The following is a 19,001-nucleotide window of genomic DNA, read 5'->3' as shown; positions in this document are numbered from 1 at the left end:
CCCGACCCGCCCACCACGCCTCGTCGATCAAGGAGTTGTGGTGGGGTGCAAAAGCCGCGTTTCATCTGACGTCTGGCACCACAACTCCATGATCGACGAAGAAGGGAGGGGGTCGGGGCGTGTGGGCGGGGGCAGGGTGCGCGGGGGCAGGGAGGGCGGGGAGGGCGGGGGAGCCCGGGGGTGGCGGGGTTGTGCCATGGCGTAGGTGCGTCGGGGTTGGGGGCGCGGTGCCGGTGGGATCTGCGTCGATGCTGTGGTGCGTACCACTTCTCGACACAAAGAGGTCATCGTGGCTCTGTCTCACCGGCGCCGCCGATCCGGGCTGATCGCCCTCGGCGCCGCCCTCACCCTGGCGGCCGGGTTCACCCCACCCGGCGCGGGAGCGGCCGCCGCCCCGCCGAACAACCCCGACCGCCCGGCGGGCATACCCCCGGCCGCCGCCGGACGCGCGTCCACCGTCACCCTGATCACCGGTGACACGGTCACCGTCACCACCGCGGCGGACGGCAGCACGGTGTCGACAGTGCGCCGGCCGGACGGCAGCACCCCGAGTTTCCACCGCACCGTGCGCGACGGCGACACCTACGTCTACCCGGACGCCGCGCTGTCCTATGTGACGAGCGGCGTGCTGGACCGGCAACTGTTCAACGTCACCGACCTCATCGCCGACGGTTACGACGACGCGCACACCGACGCGCTTCCGTTGATCGTCACGATGACCGACGCGGCGGCCCGCAACCGCACCCGCCCCACAGTCGACGGCGCCACGCTGGTCCGCCAGTTGGACAGCGTGCAGGGCGCGGCGCTGACCCGCCAGCGCGCCACCGCCGACCGGTTCTGGACCGCGTTGACCGCCGGTTCGACCCGGCGTACGGGTGACGCCCCGACCCTGGCGAACGGCATCGCCAAGGTCTGGTTGGACGGCCGGGTGCACGCGGACCTGGCCGAGTCCACCGCGCAGATCGGCGCGCCAAAGCTGTGGGCCGAGGGCAACACCGCGACCGGTGTCGACGTCGCGGTGCTCGACTCGGGTGCGGATGCCGAACACCCGGATCTCGTCGGTCAGATCGCCGAGTCCAGCAGCTTCGTGCCGAGCGAGCCCGACATCCTCGACTACAAGGGCCACGGCACGCACGTCGCCTCGACGATCGCCGGCACCGGCGCCGCGTCCGGTGGCACCGAGCGCGGCGTCGCCCCGGGTGCCCGGTTGCACATCGGCAAGGTGCTCAACAGCGAGGGCAGCGGACAGGACTCGTGGATCATCGCCGGCATGGAGTGGGCGGCCCGTGAGCAGAAGGCCCGGGTGGTCAGCATGAGCCTGGGCGGTGAGGCCACCGACGGCAGCGACCCGATGAGCCAGGCGGTCGACCGGCTCAGTGCCGAGACCGGCGCCCTCTTCGTGATCGCCGCCGGCAACAGCGGCCCGGCCAGCATCGGCAGCCCGGGTGCCGCCAACTCCGCGCTCACAGTGGGCGCCGTGGACGACACCGACCACCTCGCCGACTTCTCCAGCCAGGGGCCACGCGCCGGCGACGGCGGGCTCAAGCCCGAGATCACCGCCCCCGGCGTGGACATCCTGGCGGCCCGCTCGCACCTCGTGCGGGGCGGCTCCGGCGACTACACGCTGATGAGCGGCACGTCGATGGCCACCCCGCACGTGGCCGGCACGGCCGCGCTGGTCGCCGCCGCGCACCCGGACTGGACCGGTCAGCGGATCAAGGAAGCGCTGGTCAGCTCGGTGAAGGCCACCCCCGATTACACCCCGTACCAGGCGGGTGCCGGCCGGGTCGACGCCGTCGCCGCCGCGCACGCCACCGTCTTCGCCACCCCGAGCGCCTACTCCGGTTTCCAGGCGTGGCCGCAGCAGCCGGGCGCGACCGTCGACCGTACGGTCACCTACACCAACCTCGGCAGCGCGTCGGTCGACCTGAACCTGGCCCTCGACGCGGCCACCGCGCCGGCCGGGCTGTTCGCGCTCTCCGCCGACCGGGTGACAGTGCCCGCGGGCGGCACCGCCACCGTGACGGTGACCGCCGCGTACGACAAGCTGCCGGTGGAAAAGCAGGTCAGCGGCATGATCGTCGCCACCGACGAGACCGGTGCGGTGCGTGGGCGCACCCTGATCGGCGCCGGCAAGGAGGGTCAGCGGCAGAACCTGACGCTGGTTGCCAAGGACCGCGACGGCAAGCCGCTCGTCGGCAAGGTCATCCTCACCGCCGACACCCTCTTCACGGCCGTGGACCTGCCCGAGAGCGGCACCGCCACGCTGCGGCTGCCGGTGGGAAGCTGGAACGGTTGGATCTCCGCGGACGTGCGGGGTGTGCACGGGCCGCACTCCAAGGGCATGGCGATGCTCAGCTTCACCGACGTGTTCCTGGACCGTGACCGCACCGTAACCCTGGACGCGCGCGCCGCCCGACAGGTGCAGGCCCGGGTGCCGCAGGAGGCCACCGCCAGCGCGCTGCGGATGGACATCCACCGGTCCACCAAGAACGGTCTCACCGAGAGCCAGGTGCTGCCCGACGACTCGTACGACAGCATGTGGGCGTTGCCGACGAGCCGTCCGGTGACCGACGGCGAGTTCGAGTTCGGTGCCCGGTGGCGGCTGGAGCAGCCGGCCCTTACCATTTCGGCCGGCGGTCGCTCGTACGACGATCTGCTGGTGAAGCGGGCGACCCCGGCGCTGCCGGCCGGCCGGCGTCAGCTGGACGCGGTCTACGTCGCCGACGCGTCGGCGACGGGGCTGGCCAAGCGGCCGGTCCGGGACCGGGCCGTGGTGTTTCGCCGCAGTGACAGTGTGGACATCGCCACCCAGGCGCAGGCCGCCGCCGCGGCCGGGGCGAAGCTGCTGCTCGTGGTGAACGACGGCATCGGTCGGCTCCAGCCGTGGGACGAGGCGCCGTGGAGCCCGGAGAGCCCGGCCCCGGTGACCGTGGCGACCCTCGGCGCCGACGAGGGTGGGCAGCTCATCGCAGCGCTGGAGCGGGGCGCGGTGCGGCTCACCGTCGAGTCGCACCCGGAGACCACCTACCTGTACGACGTGGCGCACCACTGGACCGGTAACGTGCCGGCCGACCTCACCTACCGGCCCACGAAGCGGCAGTTGGCCCGGGTCGACGTGGAGTTCCGCAACTACCGGCAGGGCAAGGCGCTGGAGTTCCGCACCGACATCTGGCGCGGCTGGGCGTCGAGCAACCAGGAGCCGGCACCGGCGCAGGGCCGCCGCACCGACTGGGTGAGCGCCGACCAGCGGTGGGTCGACGACGCGTTCATCGCCGGCGAGACCGGTCAGCACCTGATGGCGACGACCACGTACCCGGCCGGCAAGCCGAGCGCCGTCACCTGGTTCGGGCCGATCCAGCGACCCCGGATGGGCGGCAGCTACGTGCCGGTCCGCTACCTGGACACCGTCTACCTGCCCGCGCCCGGGTGGGGCGACGGGGGCGGCCACATCGGTGAGGCGTACGCGAACTACAAGATGGTCAACCGGACCACCCTCTACCAGGGCGACAAGGAGCTGGACTGGGGGAACGCCGAGTACCTCCAGGTCCCCGGGCTGGCCCAGCAGCGACTGCCGTACCGGCTCGTGGTGGAGAACGACAGGGCCGCGTGGACCAACCCGTACTCCCGGCAGACCCGCACCGAGTGGGGCTTCCACTCGGCGGTCACCGGGGAGGAGTCGGCCGAGGTGCTGCCGATGATCCAGCTGGACTACCAGGTGGCCATCGACTCTGCCGGCAGGGCGTCGCGACGTGCACCGCTGACCGTTGTCGCCTCCCACCTGCCCGGTGTCACCAACAGGATCGGTGCGGTGACCGTCGAGGTGTCCTACGACGACGGGGCGACCTGGCAGAAGCAGCGGCTGACCCGGCACGGCGACGGCTGGCGCACCTCGCTGGCCGCACCGGCGAAGGTCGGCTTCGTGAGCCTGCGCACCACGGCGCGTGACAGCGCCGGCAACACCGTGAGCCAGAGCATCAGCCGGGCGTTCGGCCTGCGCTGACAGCGTGGTGACCGGCCGCCGGTCGGGGTGCGTGAATCACCCCGAGCGGCGGCCGGTGCCGTCAGTGGAGTTCCTCGACGAGCTGGTCCCAGTCCGTGCTGACCGGCAGCAGGTCGCCGGCCAGCCAGGCGGCGCTCTGGTCGTCGTGGTGCGGGTCGCCGGGCACCCCGCAGGCGCCCAGGGGCACCACCCAGCGGCTGTCCGAGCGGCGGGCCAGGTCCCAGACGAAGCGCGCCGCCGGCCCCCGGAAGCACCAGTGGGTGACCCCGGGCACGCTGGAGGTGGCCAACACGCAGTCGTGGTCCCCGTCGAGCCGGGGGCCGGGCCCGGTGTCCGGGCCAGGCAGGGCCCGCCACGCCGCCAGTCGGTGCAGGTCCCCCCAGAGCACCGGCTCGGCCGCCGCGTCGGCGACCTCCTCGGCCGCCGCGCCCACGAGCGCGGCGATGTCCACACCGGGCAACGGGCTCGCGCCGAGCAGGTGCTCCAGCGCGTGACCGACCCGCGGCGTCAGCGCCAGCCAGGGCGCGAACACCTCGGGGTACGCGGGCAGCTCGGCCAACGCAGCCAGCGCCGGGTGGGCGGCGATCCGGCGTACGACAGCCGCCCGCAGGATGGCGTAGGCCGCCGCATCGGTGCTGTCGGCGGCCATCCGGCGATCCCAGCGCAGCAGTCGTTCCCGCAGCGCGGCCGCGGCCGGACCGAGCCCCGTCGACTCCGCGAGGACCGCCAGCAACGGCCCGGCCGCGCCAAGGTACGTGTCGGTGTGCACCGCTGCCATCTCGTCGGCAGTCCAGGCCGGACGGGCGTCGAGCAGCTCGGCGATGCGACGCGCCCGGTGCGGTGGGGCGAACTCCACCCCGAGCGGCGCCGCCAGCCCGCGCTCGTTGGCCATCACCGCCCGACCGTGCACCTCGGCACGGGGCATCGGCGCGTGCCAGCCCTGCCAGGCGTACGCGGCGTCCCATCCGGGGACCACCCGCCGGCCGTTTTCCGGGTGCCGTACCGGCACCGCCCCGGCCACCCGGTGCAACAGCCCTCCGGCGGTGTCCGCGGCCTGCACCACGTTGACCGGCTCCACCCAGTGCCGCAGCGCGTGGTCCACGTCGGCCACGGTGCGGGCGCGCAGCAGCTCCGGCAGCGTCGCGAAGCCGAGGTCACCCCGGACCCGGGGCGGGTAGCGCAGGCTGACGGCACTCTCATCGTCCGGCCCACCGGCGATCACCGGACCACGGTCGGTCTCCACCACCTCGACCTCGACCGGGTCCGCCCCGGCCACCTCGATCATCTCGACGTGGCGGTGCGCAGGGCACCAGCCGTCCGGGCCGAGCGCCTGGACCCGGGGGCCGTCGCGGCGCAGCCGCTCCGCGTACACGTCCTGGTAGTCGGCCATCGCGTTGGTGATCGCCCAGGCCACCGGACCGGTGTGCCCGAAGTGCGCGATGCCCGGCACGCCCGGCACCGCCAACCCGACCACGTCGTACTCCGGGCAGGCCAGCCGGATCTGCTGGTAGACGCCGGGATCCTCGATGAACCGGTGCGGATCGCCGGCGAGCAGCGCGGCCCCGGTGCCGGTGCGCTCGGCGGCGAGCAGCCACCCGTTGCTGCCGGCCACGGCCGGCCCGTCGGTGGCGAACAGGTCGATCGCGTCCGGCCCGAGCCGCTGCGCCACGTGCTCGCGCCAGAGCTTGCCGGGGAACCCGGCGAACAGGATGTGGTGGCCCAGCCAGACCGCGAGCGGCGTCCACGGCTCCCACCGACCCGGGCTCAGCTCGGTGGCGGCGAACTCCGGTGACCGGGCCGCCCCGGCGTCGAGAGCGGCGTTGACGCCGTCCACGTAGGCGCCCACCCACTCGGCGGTCGCCGGGTCCAGCGAGGCGTGGCATCGGCGTGCGGTGTCGTCGAGCCGGACCTGGCGGACGAACCGGTCCCAGCCGAGCGCGTCGGGCCCGAGGAACGCCGCGCTGGTGCCCCGGGCGCGGTGCCGCTCCACCTCGATTTGCCAGGCCCGGTCGTACGCTGTCACCCGGCCCTGCGCCACCGCCAGCGCGAGCGGGTCGGCGGCCCGCAGGTGCGGCACTCCCCAGCGGTCCCGGAAGCGTCCCGTCCTCATGCCGGCTCCGGGGCCAGCGTGGTGGCGCGGCGTCGGGCCGCTGGGACGACCAGCGGGGTGCCGGTCTCCGGGTCGTCGATCACCCGGCAGGGGAGCCCGAACACCTCCGCCACCAGGTCGGCGGTGACCACCGACGCCGGCTCCCCGGCGGCCACCACGCGTCCGTCGCGCATGGCGATCAGGTGGGTGGCGTAGCGGGCCGCGTGGTTCAGGTCGTGCAGCACCGCGACAAGGGTGCGGCCCTGCTCCTCGTGCAAGCGGGCGCAGAGGTCCAGGATCTCGATCTGGTGGGCGATGTCGAGGTACGTGGTCGGCTCGTCGAGCAGCAGCAGGGGTGTCTGCTGGGCCAGCGCCATGGCGATCCAGACCCTCTGCCGCTGCCCGCCGGACAACTCGTCCACGGCCCGGTCGGCGAGGTCGTCGACCCCGGTCGCGGCCATCGACTCCTCGACCACCCGCTCGTCCTCGCGGGACCACTGCCGCAGCAGCCCCTGATGGGGGTAGCGGCCCCGGGCGACCAGTTCGGCGACGCTGATGCCGTCCGGTGCGATCGACGACTGCGGCAGCAGGCCGAGCGTACGGGCAACCTTGCGGGCCGGCATGTCGTGAATGTCCCGTCCGTCCAGCAGTACCGCGCCGGCGCTGGGGCGCAGCATCCGGGACAGGGCGCGCAGCAGCGTGGACTTGCCGCACGCGTTCGGGCCGATGATGACGGTGAAGGACCGGTCGGGCACTGCCACGGTCAGGTTCTCGGCAATGGTGCGCTGGTCGTAGGCGAGGGTCAGCGAGGTGCCCCCGAGTCGGGAATCGCCGGGTCGCATGGGTGCTCCTTCAAGGGCGTCACTGGTGTTCACAGCCGGCCCGCCCGACGTTCCATCGCCAGCAGCCAGACCAGGTAACCGCCGCCGATCACGCCGGTCACCACGCCGACCGGGAGTTGGTGCCCGGCGAACGCGCGTTGCGCCACCAGGTCGGCCCCGACCAGCAGCGCCGCGCCGACGGCCATCGACGGCAGCAGGTTCGGACCCGGGGCCCGGGTCAGTCGTTTCGCCACGTGCGGGGCGACGAGCGCCACGAAGGACACCGGCCCGGCGGCGGCCGCCGCGAACGAGACCAGCAGCACGGCGGCGGCGAGCAGCACCAGGCGCAGTCGGCGTACCGGCACGCCCAGGGCGCTGGCGGCGTCGTCGCCCAACTCCATCATCCGCAGCGCCGGGGCGCAGCCGACGAGCACCAGCGGCGCCAACACGGCCAGGACGGCGAGCAGCGGACCGGCGCTGGCCCAGCCTCGCCCGTCCAGGCTGCCGGTGAGCCAGAGGACCGCGCGGGCGGCTTCCATCAGGGGCGCCCGGGTCAGCAGGTAGCCGTTGACGCCGGTCAGGATCGCGGACACGCCGATGCCCACCAGGATGAGTCGGTAGCCGTGCACCCCGCGCCGCCAGGCGAGCGCGTAGATCACCAGGCCGGTGCCGAGACCACCGACGACCGCCGCGCCGGCCAACGCCAGGCTGCTGCCACCGAGGACGACCACCACCAGCGCCCCGGTCGACGCGCCCTGGGTGAAGCCCAGGATGTCCGGGCTGCCCAACGGGTTGCGGACCAGCGACTGGAACACCGTGCCGGCGAGAGCCAGCGCCGCACCGACCAACAGGGCGGTGACCAGCCGGGGCAGGCGCAGCTCAAGCACGATGAACTGCTCCGCCACAGTGCCACCGCCGGTCAGCGTGCGCACCACGTCCGCCGGACCCATCGGGTAGTCACCACTGCCCAGGGCCACCACACCGAACCCGGCCGCGAGCACCGCCGCGCCGGCCCCGACACCCAACGCGCGGGGCCGAAACCGCAGCGACAACCCCCATGAAGTACGAATGACAGTCACGGTTGGGCCACCCTTCGGCGGGTGACCAGCCACAGGAAGAGCGGGCCGCCCAGTACGGCGGTCACCATGCCGACCTGGAGTTCTCCGGGGCGGCCCAGCACCCGGCCGAGCACGTCGGCGCCGAGCAGCAACGCGGGTGCGAGCACCGCGCAGTACGGCAGCAGCCAGCGCAGGTCCGGGCCGGTCAGGGCGCGGACCAGGTGTGGCACGAGAAGCCCGACGAAGACGATCGGTCCGCACGCGGCGGTCGCCGCGCCGCAGAGCAGGGTGACGGCGACGATCACGGCGGCGCGGATCAGCGCGGGTCGAGCGCCGAGGGCTCGCGCCGCGTCGTCGCCGAGCGCCAGCGCGTTCAGCGGACGGGCGGCACCGAGCGCGACCAGCAGCCCGACGATGATGAACGGCAGCACCCGGGTCACTGTCGCGGAGTCCGCGCTGGCCAGTGAGCCGACAGTCCAGAAACGCAGCCGCTCCAGCGACGCGGTGTCCAGCAGCATCACCGCGCTCACGTAGGAGTAGAGGGTGGCGTTGAGCGCCGCCCCGGCCAGCGCGAGTCGGGCCGGGGTCGCGCCGCGTCCGCCGCCGACGGTGTAGACGAGCGCGGTCACCGCCGCCGCGCCGAGCAGCGCGAACCAGACGTACCCGCCGACGGCGGTGACGCCCAGGAACGCGGCGGCGGTGGCGACGGCCGCGGACGCGCCAGCGTTGATGCCGAGCAGTCCGGGGTCGGCGAGTGGGTTGCGGGTGAGGGCCTGCATGACAGCGCCCGCCACACCGAGGGCGGTGCCGGCGAGCAGCCCGAGCAGGGTGCGGGGCAGGCGCATCCGGTGCACCACCGCGTACTCGGTGGCGTCGCGGTGCAGCAACCCGGACCAGACGTCGGCGAGCGGCATGGCCTTCGCGCCGACCGCGATGCTGAGCACCACGATCACCGCGAGCAGTGCCACGGCGGTGACCAGGCCGGCGGCGCGGGCTGCCCGACGGCCACGCCGGCTCGGGGGTGCGGCCGTCGCCCTGGCTGGCACGCGCGGTGCCGGTCGGGTGACGGTGGGTGTGGCGTCCAGTGTGGGCTCCGGGGTGGTGGCGACACGGCGTACCGCTGTTGACAATGACCGAGGTTAGGCTAACCTAACCCCGCTGCCCCGGTCGACCCCGGCCAACCCTTGATCGAAAGACAACACCATGCCCGATGCCCTGTCCGCCCGCCGCCTCTCCCGCCGTGGCCTGCTGGCCGCCGGTGGCGCCGCCACGCTGGCCACCCTGCTCGCCGCCTGTGGCACTGACGACGCCGCGAAACCCGCCGCCGGCAACGGAAGTGGTCCTTGGTCGTTCACCGACGACCGCGGCACGAAGGTGGAGGCCGCAGCCCGTCCGGCCCGTGTGGTGGCCTTCACCGGGGTGGCGGCGGCCCTGATCGATTTCGGTCTCGACAAGCAGCTCGTGGGCGTCTTCGGTGAGACCAAGCGTGCCGACGGTACGGCCGAGCCGCAGGCCGGCGACCTTGATGTCGAGGGCGTCGAGATCCTCGGCAACGTGTGGGGCGAGTTCAGCCTGGAGAAGTACGCAGCGCTGCGCCCCGAACTGCTGGTCACCCACATGTACGACCCGGACGCGCTCTGGTACGTGCCGGACGAGAGCAAGGCCAAGATCCTCCCGCTGGCGCCCAGCGTGGCGATCACCACCGCCCGGGTGCCGATGACCAAGCCCATCGAGCGGTACGCGGCGCTGGCCGAGTCGCTCGGCGCGGACCTGTCCGCGAAGAAGGTCACCGACGGAAAGGCCCGCTTCGACGCCGCCGCCGAGGCGGTCCGGCAGGCGGTGAAGGCCAACCCCGGGATCAAGGTGATGGCCTGCTCCGGCAGCCCCGACCTCTTCTACGTCTCCAACCCGAAGGTCAGCACCGACCTGATGTACTTCGCCGAGTTGGGCGTCGACATCGTGGTCCCCACCAAGCTCGAATCCGGCGACTACTTCGAGGCGCTGAGCTGGGAGAGCGCCGGCAAGTTCCCGGCAGACCTGATCCTGCTGGACAACCGCGGCACCGCGCTGCAGGCCAAGGACCTCACGGCCAAGCCGACCTGGCAGCAACTGCCGGCGGTCAAGGCCAACCAGGTGAGCCCGTGGGACGCGGTGCCCCGCTTCTCGTACGCCGGCTCCGCACCGCTGCTGGAGAACCTCGCCACCGCCATCCGGAACGCGAAGAAGGTCAGCTGACGAACACCACATCCCCGGGCGCACCGCCGCGCCCGGGGTGGGTTCCGGCTGCCCTCGTCCAGAACGTGGAAGGACCACCAGTGACCGTGCCGACGTACCCCGTCGAGACCACCACGCCGCCACCGGCGTCAACCGCCGCGCGGGCCCAGCTGCTGCACGGTGGCTCGGTCGAGCAGTACCGCCGGACGATCGCCGACGGCGTCGACCGGGTCGCCCGGCGGGTGGCCACGGTGGACCGTCCCGGCACCGGAATCACGCCGGTCGAGCTGGCCCCCCTGGTCGACCAGGTGGACCTGGACCGGCCGCTGGGCGACGCCGGCGCCGCCCTCGACGAGCTGGAGGACGTCTACCTGCGCGACGCCGTCTGGTTCCACCACCCCCGCTACCTGGCCCACCTCAACTGCCCGGTGGCCATCCCGGCACTGCTCGGTGAGGCGGTGCTCACCGCCGTGAACTCCTCGCTGGACACCTGGGACCAGAGCGCCGGGGCCACCCTCATCGAGCGCCGGCTGATCGACTGGACGGCCGAGCGGATCGGCCTCGGTCCCCGCGCCGACGGCATCTTCACCAGCGGCGGCAGCCAGTCCAACCTCCAGGCTCTGCTGCTGGCCCGGGAGGAGGCGTGCGCCGACGCCATCGGCCCCGCAGCGCGCGCCGACCTGCTGCCCCGACTGCGCGTGCTCACCTCCGCCGCCGGTCACTTCAGCGTGCAGAAGTCGGCAAAACTGCTCGGCCTCGCCCCGGACGCGGTGATCGCGGTGCCCACCGACGCCCGGCGACGGATCCGGCCGGCCGCCGTCCGCGAGGAGATCGCCCGGTGCCGCCAGGCCGGGCTGGTGGTGATGGCCGTCGTCGGCACCGCCGGTACCACCGACTTCGGCTCGATCGACCCGCTCACCGACCTGGCCGGGATCTGCGCGGCAGCCGGCGTGTGGCTGCACGTGGACGCCGCGTACGGCTGCGGTCTGCTCGTCTCGCCGACGCGCCGGCAGCTGCTCGACGGCATCGAGCGGGCCGACTCGGTCACCGTTGACTTCCACAAGTCGTTCTTCCAGCCGGTCAGCTCCAGCGCGCTGCTGGTCCGCGACCGGCGGACGCTGCGGCACGTCACCTACCACGCCGACTACCTCAACCCGGCCCGGATGGTGGAGCAGCGCATCCCCAACCAGGTCGACAAGAGCTTGCAGACCACCCGCCGTTTCGACGCGCTGAAGCTCTGGCTCACCCTGCGGGTGATGGGCCCGGACGCGCTCGGCGGGCTCTTCGACGAGGTCGTCGACCGGGCCGCCGACGCCTGGCGACTGGTTAGCGAGGACCCGCGCTTCGAGGTGGTGACCCGCTCGGAGCTGAGCACCGTGGTGTTCCGCTACCTGCCCACCGGCCCCGGCCGCGAGTTGGCCGACGCCGCCAATCTGCACGCCCGGGAGGCCATCGCGGCGTCCGGTCTCGCCGTGGTCGCTGGGACCCGGGTGGACGGCCTGCACTTCCTGAAGTTCACACTGCTCAACCCGGAAACCACAGTCGACGACGTCGGGTACGTGCTCGACCTGATCGCCACCCACGCCGGCCAGTACGTGCACGACCACGCCGACGCCAGCCTGACCTGCCACGTCGGCTGACGCCGGTGACCTCGAACCCGCGCCTGGAGACCCCGATGTCCACCCACGACTTCATCGCCATCGGGTTGGGCCCGTACAACCTGGGCCTGGCCTGCCTCACCGCGCCGATCGACGAGCTCGACGGCGTGTTCCTGGAGGCCCGACCGAGCCTCGCCTGGCACCCCGGCATGCTGCTGGAGTCGGCCCGGTTGCAGACCCCGTTCATCGCCGACCTGGTCAGCCTCGCCGACCCGACGTCGCCGTACTCCTTCCTCAACTACCTCAAGGAGATCGGCCGGCTCTACCCGTTCTACATCCGGGAGAGCTTCTACCCGCTGCGCAGCGAGTACGACGCGTACTGCCGGTGGGCGGCGGCGAAACTGCCGAACCTGCGCTTCGGTCAGAGCGTGACAACCGTGGAGTACGACCCCGCCGACGAGCGGTACGTGGTGCGGGCCAGCACGGGCACGGGCGAGACCGTCGAGTACCGGGCCCGGCACCTGGTGCTCGGCACCGGCACCCCGCCGCACCTGCCCCCGGCCGTGGCCGACCTGCCGGGCGATGCCGTGCACAACTCCCACTACCTGGAGCACCGCTCGGCGTTGCGCACGAAGCGCAGCATCACGGTGGTGGGCAGCGGGCAGAGCGCCGCCGAGATCTACCACGACCTGCTCGGCGACATCGACCGGTACGGCTACCAGCTCAACTGGGTGACCCGTTCGCCGCGGTTCTTCCCGCTCGAATACACGAAGTTGACGCTGGAGATGACCTCACCGGACTACGTGGACTACTTCCACGCGCTGCCCGAGGCGACCCGCTACCGGCTGGAGTCCGAGCAGAAGGGCCTGTTCAAGGGGATCAACGCCGACCTGATCAACGACATCTTCGACCTGCTCTACGCGCACAGCGTCGACGGGCCGGTGAACACCCGCCTGCTCACCAACACCGAGCTGGTCAGCGCCGAGCACCAGGACGGGCAGTACACGCTGGGGTTGCGTCAGGTGGAGCAGGAACGCGACTTCGCCCTGCGTACCGAGGGTCTGGTGCTGGCCACCGGCTACCACTACCGGGTGCCGGAGTTCCTCGCGCCGGTGCGGGACCGGATCCGCTGGGACGCGCAGGGCCGCTTCGACGTGGCCCGCAACTACAGCATCGACCACGGCGGGCGGGGCATCTTCCTGCAGAACGCGGGCACCCACACGCACAGCATCACCTCACCGGACCTGGGCATGGGCGCCTACCGCAACTCCTGGATCATCCGCGAGCTGCTCGGCCGGGAGCACTACCCGATCGAGAAGAGCATCACCTTCCAGGAGTTCGGGGTGTCGTCGTGACCACCGTCTTCACCCGGGCCGACGACAGTCTCGGTGAGTTCGCGCTGCGGCCGCTCGATCCGGACGCCGACGCGGCGCTCCTGCACACCTGGGTGACCCACCCGAAGGCGGCGTTCTGGATGATGCAGGACGCCGATCTGGCCCAGGTCACCGAGGAGTACCAGCGGATCGCCGGGCACCGGCACCACGACGCGTACCTCGGTCTGTGGCGGGGGAGTCCCGCCTTCCTTGCGGAGCGCTACGACCCGGCCCACGTCGAGCTGGTCGGCCTCTACGACCACCAGCCCGGTGACGTGGGCATGCACTTCCTCTGCGCGCCGGTCGACGCGCCAGTGCACGGCTTCACCCGGGCGGTGATCGGCACCGTCATGGCGTGGCTCTTCGACGACCCGACGACCCGGCGGGTGGTGGTCGAACCGGACGTGCGCAACACCGCCGTGCACGCGCTGAACGCCGCCGTCGGCTTCACCGTCGTCGGCCCGATCGCCAAGCCGGAGAAGGACGCGCTGCTCAGCGTCTGCACCCGAGCCCAGTTCCAGGCCGCCGCCGACCGCGCCGCCGCCGACCGAACCGAAGGAGCCCCGGCGTGACCACCACCGCCGTCCCCACCCATCCGCCCGTCGCCACCGCGCACCACATTTCCGGCGACCCGGTCGGGCACCTCACCCCGCAGCGCTGGGCGCGGGCCAACCGGCTGCTGGTCCGCAAGGCGCTCGCCGAGTTCACCCACGAGCGGCTGCTCACCCCGCAGGCCGTGGCCGGCCCCGACGACCGGCAGTGGTACGAGATCCCCAGCGACGACGGCACCGTCACCTACCGGTTCGCGGCGCGGGTGCTCGCCCTGGCGCACTGGCAGATCGACGCGGACAGCATCACCCGACACCGCGACGGCACCTCGCTGACCCCGGACGCGGTGGACCTCATCGTCGAACTGCGCGACACCCTCGGGCTCTCCGCGCGGGTGCTCCCGGTCTACCTGGAGGAGATCACCTCGACGCTGGCGGGTACGGCGTACAAGCTGGCCCAGGCCGCGCCGAACGCCGCCGAGCTGGCCGAGGCGGACTTCCAGACCATCGAGACCTCGATGACCGAGGGCCACCCCTGCTTCGTGGCGAACAACGGCCGGCTCGGCTTCGGCGTCGACGAGTACCACCGGTACGCCCCGGAGGCCGCCGCGCCGGTGCGGCTGGAGTGGCTGGCCGCACACCGGGACCACTCCACGTTCAGCAGCGCCGCCGACCTCGACTACGACACGCTCATTGAGAGCGAGTTGGACGCCGAGACCCGGGCCCGGTTCGCGGCCACGATGGCCGATCTCGGGCTGGACCTCGCCGACTACCACCTGATCCCGGCGCACCCGTGGCAGTGGTGGAACAAGCTGGCGGTCACCTTCGCCGGTGAGCTGGCCGAGCGGCGACTGGTGCACCTCGGCCCCGGGCCGGACGTGTACCTCGCCCAGCAGTCCATCCGCACCTTCTTCAACGTCAGCGAGCCGGGGCGGCACTACGTCAAGACCGCGCTGTCGGTGCTGAACATGGGCTTCATGCGCGGGTTGTCGGCCGCGTACATGGAGGCCACCCCGGCGATCAACGACTGGCTGGCCGACCTGATCGCCGCCGACGAGGTGCTGACCGGCACCGGCCTGACCGTCATCCGGGAGCGGGCCGCCGTGGGTTACCGGCACCGGCAGTACGAGGCGGCGACCGAGCGCACCTCGCCGTACCGCAAGATGCTGGCCGCCCTGTGGCGGGAGAGCCCGGTGCCCGAGCTGGCGCCGGGGCAGCGACTGTCCACGATGGCCGCGCTGCTGCACGTCGACGACGAGGGCGGCTCACTGGCGGCGGCGCTGATCGCCCGGTCCGGCCTGGCGCCCGAGGTGTGGCTGCGCCGCTACCTGGACGCCTACCTGACCCCGCTGCTGCACAGCTTCTACGCCCACGACCTGGCTTTCATGCCGCACGGCGAGAACGTCATCCTGGTCCTCGACGAGCAGGACACCGTCCAGCGGGTGATTTTCAAGGACATCGCCGAGGAGATCGCGGTGATGAGCGACAGGGTCGAGCTGCCGGCGGCGGTGGAGCGGATCCGCGTCGAGGTGCCCGACGACACCAAGCTGCTGAGCATCTTCACCGACGTGGTGGACTGCTTCCTGCGGCACCTCAACGCGGTCCTGGTCGAGGCCGGTGTTCTCGCCGAGGACGACTTCTGGCGCACAGTCGCGGCCTGCGCCGCCGACTACTTCGACCGGGTGCCGCACCTGGCCGAGCGGGTCCGCCACTACGACCTGTTCGCCCCGGAGTTCACGCTCTCCTGCCTCAACCGGCTGCAACTGCGCAACAACCAGCAGATGATCGACCTGGCCGACCCGTCGGCGGCGCTCCAGTTCGTCGGCACCCTCACCAACCCGCTCGCCGCCCACGCTCCGGCCCGGTGACCGCGATCGCGTTTGATCAGCGCGCACGGCAACGGGCGCAATAGACGGATGGGATTTCTGAGCACCTGGGTACGCGGCAACGTGGTTCGGGCCGTCGCGTCGACCGGCGCTTTCGGGTTGCTGGCGTGGGCGCTGGTGGCCGAGGGCCGGCTGCTCGGCTGAGGCCGGATGGGCGACCGGCCGGGCCGGCGGTTGCCTCAGTTGGTCGGCTCTGCCGTGCCGGCCTGCTGGAACGCGCGGGCCAGCTCGGCGAGGTCGAAGCCCTCGAAGTGCTGGAGGAACCGGCGGCGTACGGCGGCCAGGTGACTGGGCCAGGCTTCCTCCAGGCGGGCGTAGCCCGCGTCGGTGAGGACGGCGTTCCAGCCGCGCGCGTCCTCCTCGCAGCGTTCCCGCCGGACCAGGCCCTGCGTCTCCAGCCGGATGATCGTGCGGGTCATGCCGCTGAGGGAGAGGTAGCAGAGCGCGGCGAGTTCGTTCATGCGCATCCGCCGCTCGGGTGTCTCGGAGAGGTTCATCAGCGCGGTGTACTCGGTGAGCGGCAGCTGACGGTCACCGACCATGTCCGCGTCGATGGCGCGGGGCAGGACGTGCATCACCTGACCCAGGGCGCGGACCAGGGATTCCTCGTCAGGGGTGAGGGGTTGCGGAGTTGCTGTGGAGGGGTTGGACATCCTCCTATCATACTTGCTTGACTCAGCAAGTGCTCACCCTCCGTGTGACTACGCCCATACGCCAAGTATTTGCTTGACTAATCAAGCAGCGATAGCGTTTCCCGTCGTCAGGCAAGAACCTCTGAAAGGCGCCACACATGACCAGGATCGGGATCATCCTCGGAAGCACCCGCCCGGGGCGTAACGGCGAGGCCGTCGCCCGCTGGGTGCTCGAGATCGCCAAGCAGCGCTCCGACGCGGAGTACGAGCTGATCGACCTGCTGGACTACCAGCTGCCGCACCTCGACGAGGCGTACCCGCCCTCGATGGGCCAGTACACCCAGCCGCACACCAAGCGGTGGGCCGAGACGATCGCGTCGTTCGACGGGTTCATCATCGTCACCCCCGAGTACAACCACTCGACCTCGGGTGCCCTGAAGAACGCGATCGACTTTCTCTACGCCGAGTGGAACAACAAGGCCGTCGGCTTCGTCAGCTACGGCTCGGTCGGCGGGACGCGCGCCGTGGAGCACCTCCGTCTGATCTCCGGTGAGCTCCAGATGGCCGACGTGCGTTCACAGGTCGCGTTGTCGCTCTTCACCGATTTCGAGAACTTCAGCGTCTTCAAGCCCAACCAGTTCCACCAGGACTCGCTGACCGCCACGCTCGACCAGGTGGTCGCCTGGAGCACGGCGCTCGCTCCGCTGCGCAAGGGCTGAGCGTTTCGCGTCGTCCGGAAACGGCCGCGGGGGATCCCACGGCCGTTTCCGGACGTTCAGGCACGCTCTGCGCCGGCGAGCAGATCCAGCGAGAGCTGCCACAGTCGCGCCGCCGTCGCGGGGTCGATCGCGTGGTCGGCGACGCCGCTCAACGGGTTCGCCGGGTCGTGGCGCACCGCCTGCTGGCAGTCCTCGAAGTACCGGCCGCCGATGCCCTCCAGCTGCGGCCCCGCAGCGAGCAGCACGGAGGTCGCGGCCCCCTGCTGCGGGGTCTTGAAGTCGAACGCCGGAAGCTGTGCGTAGTCCTCCTCGGTGAGGTGCCGTCCCAGGTTGGTGGCGACCGCCCCCGGGTTGGCCACGTTGACGGTGATGCCGTCGCCGGCCCAGCGCCGGTTCGCCTCGACCGCGAACAGCGCTGTGGCGGTCTTCGACTCGCCGTAGGCGAGGAGACGGTCATAGGGGCGTTCCCGGAAGTTGACGTCCTCGAAGACCATCGGCGCCTGAACGTGGGCGATGGAACTCAGCGACACCACCCGCGCCCGACCGGCCCCGGCGAGTGCCCCGTGCAGCCCGTTGGCGAGTGCGAAGTGGCCGAGGTGGTTGGTGGCCAACTGCAACTCCCAACCCTCCGCCGTGCGCATCTCCGGGGTCGCCGACACCCCGGCGTTGTTGACCAGGATGTGCAGGGGCCCGTCCCAGGCGGCCACGAACGCGGCGACCGACAGCTGGTCGGACAGGTCCAGCGGCGCGACCCGGAGCAGCCGGTTCGCGCTCCCGGCGCCGATCTCCCGCGCGGTCCGCTCTCCGGCCCCCACGTCCCGTACCGCCAGGGTCACCTCGGCGCCCGCCATGGCGAGCGCCCGGGCGGTCTCCACCCCGATGCCCGACGAGGCGCCGGTGACGATGGCGCGCCGCCCGGTCAGGTCGACACCTGCTACGACGTCGGCGGCGGTGGAATGGGCGTTGAACGGCGTGCTGACTCGTGTTCCCGACATGATCGTCTTCCTCCGGTGAATGTCCTCACGTGGCCGTGCCGGCTCGCTGTATCGGCGAACGGTGTGCCGGTGCTGCCCTTCGCACCGATCGTGCGCGGAGGTCTGAGCGGACGGCCAACACGCTCTTCCTGGCGTGGCTACAGTCTGTTCCTGTGGCCACGCCTGAGCTGCGACAACTGCGGTACTTCCTGGTCCTCGCGGAGGAGCTGAGCTTCACCCGGGCCGCCGCCCGCCTGATGATCGCCCAGCAGTCGCTGTCGCAACAGATCACCGCCCTGGAACGCGCCCTCGGGGCTAAGCTGTTCGACCGCGACAGCCGCGGCACCACCCTCACCGCCGTCGGCGCCCTGTTCGTGCCCGAGGCGCGCGCCGTGACCGATCGCGCCGAGCAGGCCGTCGCCGTCGTGGGGCGGGCCCTGCGGGGTGAGGTGGGCACCCTCCGGCTCGCCTTCCTGACCACCGTCGCCAACCACCTGCTGCCCCCGGTGGTCCGGGCGGTCCGCCACCACCTCCCCGACCTGCACCTGGCCACCGAGTCCACCAGCATCGCGCCCCTGGTACAGGGCGTCTTCGACGGGCAGTTCGACGTCGCCTTCACCCGGACCCCGCTCGTTTCCGGCCTGGACTCCAGGAGACTGACGACCGAACCTGTCTGCGCGGTGCTGCCCGAGGGCCACCCGCTCGCCGGGCGCGACGAGTTGACCCTCGCCGACCTGGCGAACGAACAGTGGGTCATGACCCCGCGCAGCTCCTGGGAACCCTGGCACCGCGCCTACGAGGACCAGTTCCGGGAAGCGGGCTTCGTGCCGACAGTCGTTCAGGAGGAGGCCGGCGTGCAGAGCCTCCTCGGCCTGGTCGCCGCCGGGCTCGGTGTCACACGACTCGCCTGCTCGGCGGCGAGTCTTCGCCGCACCGGCGTGGCGTTCGTTCCGCTGGCCGGCGCCTACGCGTACACCGAAATGGTGTGGCTGGAGGGCAACGCCGCACCCGCGCTGCACCGGTTCCTGGACGTGGTCACGGAGCTCGCGGCGACGACCGACCTCACCACCACCGGCTGACGGTGAG

The 19,001-nt window shown here is 72.0% G+C and carries 14 protein-coding genes; 8 read left to right on the top strand and 6 right to left on the bottom strand.

The window, feature by feature from the left end; genetic code table 11:
* Positions 1 to 289: 289 nt before the first annotated feature.
* On the top strand, positions 290 to 4,003 hold the full coding sequence (locus tag ACFYPG_RS01735) for a S8 family serine peptidase (RefSeq protein WP_387349525.1): 3,714 nt from the start codon (positions 290 to 292) through the stop codon (positions 4,001 to 4,003).
* Between the two features lie 61 nt (positions 4,004 to 4,064).
* Here the strand turns inward: ACFYPG_RS01735 and ACFYPG_RS01730 are convergent, their stop codons facing one another.
* Genes ACFYPG_RS01730 through ACFYPG_RS01715 form a run of 4 tightly spaced genes read right to left on the bottom strand, consistent with a single transcriptional unit; the run spans position 4,065 to position 9,101 of the window.
* On the bottom strand, positions 4,065 to 6,113 hold the full coding sequence (locus ACFYPG_RS01730; RefSeq protein WP_387349523.1) for a penicillin acylase family protein: 2,049 nt from the start codon (positions 6,111 to 6,113) through the stop codon (positions 4,065 to 4,067).
* Complete coding sequence (locus ACFYPG_RS01725) at positions 6,110 to 6,934, bottom strand: ABC transporter ATP-binding protein (protein WP_355006740.1); 825 nt, start codon at positions 6,932 to 6,934, stop codon at positions 6,110 to 6,112. The genes ACFYPG_RS01730 and ACFYPG_RS01725 overlap by 4 nt, the downstream gene beginning before the upstream one ends.
* A gap of 29 nt (positions 6,935 to 6,963) precedes the next feature.
* Positions 6,964 to 7,992 (bottom strand): FecCD family ABC transporter permease, encoded by a 1,029-nt coding sequence (locus ACFYPG_RS01720; protein WP_387349521.1) that lies wholly within the window; start codon positions 7,990 to 7,992, stop codon positions 6,964 to 6,966.
* The gene (locus tag ACFYPG_RS01715; protein WP_387349519.1) at positions 7,989 to 9,101 is read right to left on the bottom strand and encodes a FecCD family ABC transporter permease; all 1,113 of its coding nucleotides are present in this window, start codon (positions 9,099 to 9,101) and stop codon (positions 7,989 to 7,991) included. The genes ACFYPG_RS01720 and ACFYPG_RS01715 overlap by 4 nt, the downstream gene beginning before the upstream one ends.
* 73 nt (positions 9,102 to 9,174) lie before the next feature.
* Between ACFYPG_RS01715 and ACFYPG_RS01710 the strand changes: the two genes are divergently transcribed.
* The 5 genes from ACFYPG_RS01710 to ACFYPG_RS01690 all read left to right on the top strand — a co-directional run bounded on the left by ACFYPG_RS01710 (position 9,175) and on the right by ACFYPG_RS01690 (position 15,572).
* Complete coding sequence (locus ACFYPG_RS01710; protein WP_355006742.1) at positions 9,175 to 10,206, top strand: ABC transporter substrate-binding protein; 1,032 nt, start codon at positions 9,175 to 9,177, stop codon at positions 10,204 to 10,206.
* 80 nt (positions 10,207 to 10,286) lie between these two features.
* Positions 10,287 to 11,825 (top strand): pyridoxal phosphate-dependent decarboxylase family protein, encoded by a 1,539-nt coding sequence (locus ACFYPG_RS01705; RefSeq protein WP_387349517.1) that lies wholly within the window; start codon positions 10,287 to 10,289, stop codon positions 11,823 to 11,825.
* 35 nt (positions 11,826 to 11,860) lie between these two features.
* Positions 11,861 to 13,138 carry a lysine N(6)-hydroxylase/L-ornithine N(5)-oxygenase family protein gene (locus tag ACFYPG_RS01700; protein ID WP_387350872.1) on the top strand — a complete coding sequence of 426 codons (1,278 nt, stop codon included), beginning with the start codon at positions 11,861 to 11,863 and terminating at the stop codon, positions 13,136 to 13,138.
* Positions 13,135 to 13,728 (top strand): GNAT family N-acetyltransferase, encoded by a 594-nt coding sequence (locus ACFYPG_RS01695; protein ID WP_355006744.1) that lies wholly within the window; start codon positions 13,135 to 13,137, stop codon positions 13,726 to 13,728. Before ACFYPG_RS01700 ends, ACFYPG_RS01695 begins: the two co-directional genes overlap by 4 nt.
* 47 nt (positions 13,729 to 13,775) lie before the next feature.
* Positions 13,776 to 15,572: an IucA/IucC family protein gene (locus ACFYPG_RS01690; RefSeq protein WP_387350871.1), complete on the top strand. Its 1,797-nt coding sequence runs from the start codon at positions 13,776 to 13,778 to the stop codon at positions 15,570 to 15,572.
* A gap of 197 nt (positions 15,573 to 15,769) precedes the next feature.
* Here ACFYPG_RS01690 and ACFYPG_RS01685 read toward each other — a convergent pair whose 3' ends face one another.
* A complete protein-coding gene (locus ACFYPG_RS01685; protein WP_387349515.1) occupies positions 15,770 to 16,243 on the bottom strand; it encodes a MarR family winged helix-turn-helix transcriptional regulator in 474 nt (157 codons plus the stop codon).
* 137 nt (positions 16,244 to 16,380) lie between these two features.
* Here ACFYPG_RS01685 and ACFYPG_RS01680 point away from each other — a divergent pair, with 137 nt between their 5' ends.
* The gene (locus ACFYPG_RS01680) at positions 16,381 to 16,941 is read left to right on the top strand and encodes an NADPH-dependent FMN reductase (RefSeq protein WP_112589991.1); all 561 of its coding nucleotides are present in this window, start codon (positions 16,381 to 16,383) and stop codon (positions 16,939 to 16,941) included.
* Between the two features lie 56 nt (positions 16,942 to 16,997).
* Here the strand turns inward: ACFYPG_RS01680 and ACFYPG_RS01675 are convergent, their stop codons facing one another.
* A complete protein-coding gene (locus tag ACFYPG_RS01675) occupies positions 16,998 to 17,936 on the bottom strand; it encodes an SDR family NAD(P)-dependent oxidoreductase (protein WP_387349513.1) in 939 nt (312 codons plus the stop codon).
* A 152-nt stretch (positions 17,937 to 18,088) separates the two neighbouring features.
* Between ACFYPG_RS01675 and ACFYPG_RS01670 the strand changes: the two genes are divergently transcribed.
* On the top strand, positions 18,089 to 18,994 hold the full coding sequence (locus ACFYPG_RS01670; protein WP_387349512.1) for a LysR family transcriptional regulator: 906 nt from the start codon (positions 18,089 to 18,091) through the stop codon (positions 18,992 to 18,994).
* The last annotated feature ends 7 nt before the right edge of the window (positions 18,995 to 19,001 follow it).

Origin of the sequence: Micromonospora sp. NPDC005553, assembly GCF_042871765.1 — a bacterium.
Lineage (GTDB): Bacteria > Actinomycetota > Actinomycetes > Mycobacteriales > Micromonosporaceae > Micromonospora.
The sequence above is the reverse complement of the archived record's forward strand: the minus strand, read 5'-3'. Positions and strand labels throughout refer to the sequence as shown.

What these genes read in the sequence shown, in the direction of transcription:
- ACFYPG_RS01730 (WP_387349523.1), bottom strand. Translation starts at nt 6,113, where the DNA reads ATGAGGACGGGACGCTTCCGGGACCGCTGGGGAGTGCCGCACCTGCGG.
- ACFYPG_RS01725 (WP_355006740.1), bottom strand. Translation starts at nt 6,934, where the DNA reads ATGCGACCCGGCGATTCCCGACTCGGGGGCACCTCGCTGACCCTCGCC.
- ACFYPG_RS01710 (WP_355006742.1), top strand. Translation starts at nt 9,175, where the DNA reads ATGCCCGATGCCCTGTCCGCCCGCCGCCTCTCCCGCCGTGGCCTGCTG.
- ACFYPG_RS01700 (WP_387350872.1), top strand. Translation starts at nt 11,861, where the DNA reads ATGTCCACCCACGACTTCATCGCCATCGGGTTGGGCCCGTACAACCTG.
- ACFYPG_RS01685 (WP_387349515.1), bottom strand. Translation starts at nt 16,243, where the DNA reads ATGTCCAACCCCTCCACAGCAACTCCGCAACCCCTCACCCCTGACGAG.
- ACFYPG_RS01680 (WP_112589991.1), top strand. Translation starts at nt 16,381, where the DNA reads ATGACCAGGATCGGGATCATCCTCGGAAGCACCCGCCCGGGGCGTAAC.
- ACFYPG_RS01675 (WP_387349513.1), bottom strand. Translation starts at nt 17,936, where the DNA reads ATGTCGGGAACACGAGTCAGCACGCCGTTCAACGCCCATTCCACCGCC.